Here is a 4,231-nt window from a genome sequence, read left to right on the forward strand (position 1 = left end):
CGACCGTCGCCCTGCACCCCGCGAGCGCCGGCCCCGGTACGCCGTCGGCCGGAGCGAGCGGCGCACCGGGCACCCCGGGCAGCCAGGCCGGCCCCGGAGCGAACCCCGACGGGGGCACCACCGGGGGCACCGAAGCGGGCCGGACGCCGACCGTCACGCCGAGCACGCCGCCGCCCCCCGGGCCCGTCGAGCGCCCGGTCAAGTTCCCGGACCTCCACGGGGTGATGATCGACGTCCCGAACGGCTGGGTCAGCCTCGCCGTCCTGACCGGCAAACCGCCGACCGCCACCGGCTACCTGGCGAGCCAGCCGCTGGACACCCGGACCGCCTGCCCGCTGCAGCAACAGGGCTGCGTCCCCGTCAACACACTGTCCGACGGCACACTGTCCGACGGCGGCACGCTGATCACCCTCAGGCTGGTCGGCGACAGCTCGGAGGCCAAGAAGATCTACGGGTACGACGGTCCGGCCGTCGCGACCGAGGTCGACAAGACCTGCCGCGGCTGGGGCGGCACCGCTCAGCTGGTGGGGCACCGGGCCGTGATCCTGGACAGCGGGATGGCCGTGATCGAGCTCTCCGCCTGCCTCAACGGTTCGTCCGTGCCGGGCGTGCAGAAGGTGCAGCAGCTCCTCGACACGCTCCGCTACACCGGAGACGCCCCGGTGGCCCCCGGCAGCACCCGCGGCTGACCACGCGTCGCCCCTGCTCGCCCGCTCCCCCTTTCGCTCCTTCCGAAGGCGGTTCCGCCATGTCCCTACCCCGTCGTGCCCTCGCCGGGATGGCGCTGATCCTGGCGGGCTGTGCCCCCGGTGCGGCGTCCCCGGCCGACCGGGCCGCCCCGGCTCCCCCGCTGCCCGCCGCCGGTGCCGACACCGACCGGCTTCGACGGCGAGCCGCTCCGAGGACCTGCGGGAGCTGCTGCTCGCCCTCGCCCCGGCCCGGCGGCCGGTGGTGGTGATGGGGGACGCGGAGGCACTGGCGCGGTAGCGGGCCCGGCCGGCGGACGCCGGTCAGTCGACGGGGCCGCCCGGTGCGCCGGCCTCGGGCGGAAGCGGGTCCGGCCGTGGGCGCCCGGGTGACGGAGGGGTCTCCGAGCCCACCCGGGGGCGAGCCTCGCCGTCCCGGCGGACCTGTGCGGCCACCGTGCTCAGCGCGTGCTCGTACGCGGTCAGTGACGGGAGATCGGGTGCCCAGGCGCCGGACACCGCCCGGTCCGGCTCGGCCTCGCTCCACGAAGGTGCGGGCAGGGTGAGCGCGACCAGGTCGGCTGGTTCGAGGGCGCCCGCCGAGTGCTCCGGGCCGACCGGCTGCAGCACCCCCACCAGGTGCCTGCTCTGCCTGACGACCCGGTCGGCCAACTCGAACCGCTCGTCGTCCAGCAGCGCCCAGCGGTCCAGCAGCATCACCACCGGGATTCCCGCGGTGTCGTCACGCAGGACCCGGGTGCCCGCCGAGACCAGGTCGTGCACCGTCGGCCGGAGTCCGAACCGCCGGAGCAGCGCAGCCGTGTGCTCCGCCAGCGGCCGTGCCAGCGCACCCGGCCAGGGGTTCCAGTCGGTCCGCCGCGGCCCGTAGGCGGCCGGGCTCTGCTCCGGCCGCAACTCGTCCTGTCGGCAGGCCAGGACCAGGACCCTGATGTCCGGCCCGGCTCCGGAGCCGGACTCGAAGGCATCGGGCAGGCCGGCGAGGTTCATCCGGCGACCGACCGGAATCACCGTCTCCTCCGCCACCTCGACGATCCGCCGGGCCAGCCGGTGCACCGCGAGCTCGTAGGCGGAGCGGAAGTGGCGCAGACTCATCAGGGCGTACATGCCCTCGGCGGCGTAGTCCGGCCCGAAGCCCGCGTGATCGGCCCGGAGCCGGGCCACCACCTCCGGCACGCGATGGCGCGTCGGAGCACTCCACTGCACCGGCACGATGCCGCTGTGGTGCTCCGAGTCCGCGGTCGCCGGGTAGACCTGCCGCCGGGTGAAGGCGTGCCACTCCTGGCCGCACGACCGGTCGGCGAAGTACCGGGGCGAGTAAAGCGGCACGAAGACCCGGCAGGTGGCCAGCGCCCGCGCCGCACGTTCGGAAGCCGTCGGCCCGCGCTCGGGGTCGTCGTCCATGATCCCGACCGGCACTCCGGCCGGCACGACGGTGAGCTGCAGGATGGCGTCGCTGAGGTCCTCGCAGAGCTTCCGGACCCAGAGGGCGGGGTCCATCCCGTCGGCCGCGGCCGGGGTCGGAGCGTGGCTGAGGTAGAAGTACGGCCGGACGTCCTCGTCGTCGGCCGCGCCGCCCGCGGCCGGCGGCCCGGGCAGCCGGCGGCTGAGGTAGGCGTCGGCCGCCGCCTCGATCTCGCGGGCGTGGCCGGCCGCGCCGAGGCGGCGGGCGCCGCTGGCGAGCCGCAGCAGGTCACCGCGGTCCGCGTGCTCCAGCACCGCCCGCCAGAGTTCCTCGGGCGGGGCCGAGTCCGGCGGCCGGCAGCGATGGTGCCAGGCCTCCACCAGCGGGTGGAGGGTGTAGGAAACGTCGTCGGCCGCCCCGGAGACCGTCCGCTGCTCGGCGCGGAACAGGCCGGCGCCTTCGTGGTCCCGCCGGGTGGCGAACTCCATCGCCTCCTCGAACCAGCTGTCCCGCAGCCGGTCGCGGGGGGTGGGGCCGCCCCGGTAGCCCGGCGCCGCGTCCGCCAGGAGCCGGGCGGGGAGGGCCCGCCGGTGACCCATCCGGAGCATGTCCGTCGTCGCGTCCAGGACCGCGCGGACCATCGGCGGTGCCTGGTCGTACCGGGCGCGCAGTCCGGACGCCGCGGTCAGGGCCTGAACGATCCGCCGGTCCCTGGTCGCCTGGACCACCTCGCCGAGCCGGGGATCGAGCAGAGCGGCCGCCCCGGCCTCCTCCCGGGTGAACTCGGTCGGCACGTGGACGGTCCTGGTCCGCACCAGGGGCAGCATCCGCGCCAACGGGCTCTGGGCGAACCTCGCACGGAGGTCCTCGTCCGGGTCCGCCTGGCGCACCGTACCGAGCAGGACCACCGGGGCCCGGTCCTGGTCGGCGGCCAGTTCCGCCAGTGCCTCGGCAAGGCGGGGGCCCTCCGTCACCGAGGAGTTGAAGAGCCGTTCGATGTCGTCCAGCCAGACGACCGTGTGCGGGCCGGTCCCCCGCAGCCGTGCCAGGTCCTCCCCCGTGGCCTGCGGCCGCTGCAGCACCCATCCGGAGGGCAGCCGGCGCAGCAGCTCGAAGCACGCCCGCGTCTTGCCGGTGGCCCGCCTGCCGGCGGCCAGCAGGAGCAGGCTCCGGTGCTCCGGGGCGGTCGGCAGCAAGGCCGCCAGCGAGTCGTCCAGGGCGCGCCGGTAGTAGGGCGTCAGGACGGGAAGGCCCGGCTCGTCCGGGAGCCGGTCCGTGGGCCGCACGCCGAGGAGTTCGGGGTACTCCAGGGCCTCCGCGACGGGCACGGCCCCGGACAGGCGGGCCGGCGTGCGGGCCCCGTGACCGGCCGGGGACTCGGCGAACGGGAGGGCGTCCGGGGTCACTTCGCGGGTGCGGCTGTCGTCGGTGACGCGGACGGCCGGGAAGTCGGCGGCGGTGCTGCGGCTGCGCGAGCGAAGGTAGGCGGCCACCTCGTGGCGGACGGTGCGGCGGACCACCGCGACGTCGTCGCGGCGCTGCGCACCGAGGAGAGCGTCGCGGACGCCGGGCAGGAACTCGAACTCGACGCCGTCCGGGTGGAAGCCGGGCGGTGGGGCCTCCCAGGGGGCGAGCAGGCCGCCGAGCAGGACCTCGGCGAGGTGGCCGTGGTCGGCCTGCGGGACCATCGCCCGGCGGACCAGGGTCATCACCGGGAGCACCAGCGGGACGGCGGACAGGTGGCCGGCCAGTTCCTGGGCCAGTGGGGAGGCGGTCGCCCGGAACTGTTTCAAGGCCAGCTCCGCGGTGGTCGGAACGGGTGGCTGTGACGCCGCCGACGGGACGGCCGTCACCACGGCACCGGCTGTGGACGGCGGACCGGCTGTGGACGGCGGACCGGTCGTGGCGGCGGGCGCCTGCGCGGTCCCGCCGACCAGCAGACAGCTGAGCCGCTCGCGGCGGCCGCCGCCGGAGACCAGCGCGGCGAGCGCGGCCAGTGAGCCCGGGCTCGGGTCGACCACCGGCACCGGCAGCGGCCGCTCGATGGCGCGGTCGCGCAGCCGCCGGTGGGACCGGCCGCGCGGGCGGACGGCGGTGGCCTCCCAGCCGGCGTTGGGCGCGG

At 76.4% G+C, this 4,231-nt stretch carries 1 protein-coding gene and 1 pseudogene; one reads left to right on the forward strand and one right to left on the reverse strand.

The annotated features are described in order from the left end of the window. Nucleotides 1–689 (forward strand): annotated as a pseudogene (locus ABZ885_RS36455) (hypothetical protein); the annotation flags it as partial. A gap of 321 nt (nt 690–1,010) precedes the next feature. On the opposite strand, the gene ABZ885_RS36460 reads toward ABZ885_RS36455, so the two are convergent. Further along, on the reverse strand, nt 1,011–4,231 hold a 3,221-nt coding region (locus tag ABZ885_RS36460), incomplete at its 5' end, for a TIR-like protein FxsC (RefSeq protein WP_360198714.1).

Source organism: Kitasatospora sp. NPDC047058, assembly GCF_040643935.1.
Lineage (GTDB): Bacteria > Actinomycetota > Actinomycetes > Streptomycetales > Streptomycetaceae > Kitasatospora.